This window comes from Pseudomonadota bacterium, assembly GCA_010028905.1.
In the GTDB taxonomy this organism is placed as follows: Bacteria; Vulcanimicrobiota; Xenobia; order RGZZ01; family RGZZ01; genus RGZZ01.
This window is the reverse complement of the sequence record RGZZ01000815.1, coordinates 1-1,379: the sequence shown is the minus strand read 5'-3', so window position 1 is coordinate 1,379 and position 1,379 is coordinate 1. Positions and strand designations below refer to the sequence as shown.

The 1,379-nt window shown below is 66.9% G+C and carries 2 protein-coding genes; both read left to right on the top strand.

From position 1 onward, the window contains the following. The first annotated feature begins 13 nt into the window (after positions 1-13). Positions 14-292 carry a hypothetical protein gene (locus EB084_25570; GenBank protein ID NDD31634.1) on the top strand — a complete coding sequence of 93 codons (279 nt, stop codon included), beginning with the start codon at positions 14-16 and terminating at the stop codon, positions 290-292. A 27-nt stretch (positions 293-319) separates the two neighbouring features. Beyond that, on the top strand, positions 320-1,174 hold the full coding sequence (locus EB084_25565; GenBank protein ID NDD31633.1) for a hypothetical protein: 855 nt from the start codon (positions 320-322) through the stop codon (positions 1,172-1,174). Positions 1,175-1,379: the final 205 nt, after the last annotated feature.

The window sequence follows — 1,379 nt, the reverse complement described above, 5'->3', positions numbered from 1 at the left end:
CGCCCAGCGCGTGATGCGCTTCGTCTTCGCACTGATGACCGTGAACCTCGCGCTGCTGTCGTGGAAGTGGGTGCAGTCATCGCAGACCGCCCGCGCGAGCGTGCGGCTGGCCACGAGCGCCGCAACCGATGTGCGCGCGCTCGCCGACACGGTCGACCTCACCAGGGACGAGCGTCGTGTCGAGCGCATCGGCTGGTACTTCGACTGGGATCAGGCGCATGCCGCCGCCAGAGACCTGCAGCGCCCCATCTTCCTCCTCACCATGGACGGTGACCTCGACGGCAGGTGTTGACCCGGCGGAGCAGCCTTCAGAGCCGTGATGCTCTGTGACGAGAAGATAAGCCGCCAGATCAGCACGTGCTTCGTCCCGCTGTACCTCGAGCTCAACGATGGGCGCAAGCATCCCGAGCTCGAGCTTCCCGGGCTGCACAACAACGCGGGGCATGCGCACTTCGCCTACGTCCTCACGCGTGACGGCCGGGTCATGAACCTGCGCTCGCCCGACGGAGACGAGCTCGACAACATCGTCTCGTTCCGCCGGATGTTCGACAATGTCATCGCCCGCCTGCACCTGCAGCGCAGTGACGCCGTTCCGGAGCGGCCATTCCCCCCGACGCCCACCGCCATCACCCTTCGCGTGGTGTCGCGCTACACGCTGCCCAACGTGCTCTGCAGGCGCCAGCTCGACCTCGACGCCGCCGACGTGAAGGCGCTCCTCCCCGCAGATGGTCACGTCACGGGCAGCCACATCGTCTCCGACGCAATCGCGCGCAAGCTCCTCGTGGCGCTGCGCCCCGTCTCCACGCCACATCCGCAGCAGATCATGCAGTCTGAGCCAGACTCCGAGGCGCTCAACCGACTGAAGCTCGCCACCTTCGAAGCCACGACCGCGCCCGCCGATGGCGGCGAGCTGGTGGTCGCGCTGCGTGGCAAGCTCGGCATGGGTCCTCGACCGGACCTCTCCACGTCGGGCATGCGCTACGGCGACCCCGAAGGCCACATCAACGCGGCCGGCGCAGACGTGCGGGGCTATCTCCGCGTCAACCCCACCTCGGGCAAGGTCTCGGCCTTCGATCTCGTTGTCAGCGAGGGCTGGTACGAGTACGGCACGCAGTCGAGCCGACTCACGTACAAGGCCTGCGCGAGGCTCAGCACGACACCCTCTCCTCGATAGCCTCTCACGCGCCGCCGACGACAGGCTCACGCCCGTCGGAACGTGATGGCCATCACGCCTGTCCTCCACTCTCCACGCGCCTGTAATCCGCACCACATTCCGGTGTCACCGTCCGGCGTTATGCTGTGCACACAGAGAACGTCGCGAACAGGAGCATCGAGAACATGTCAGACGTCGCCCCCATCTCCATCGGTCGCCAGGAGCC

Coding starts and splice junctions, on each gene's coding strand:
- EB084_25570 (NDD31634.1), top strand. CDS start 14: ATGCGCTTCGTCTTCGCACTGATGACCGTGAACCTCGCGCTGCTGTCG.
- EB084_25565 (NDD31633.1), top strand. CDS start 320: ATGCTCTGTGACGAGAAGATAAGCCGCCAGATCAGCACGTGCTTCGTC.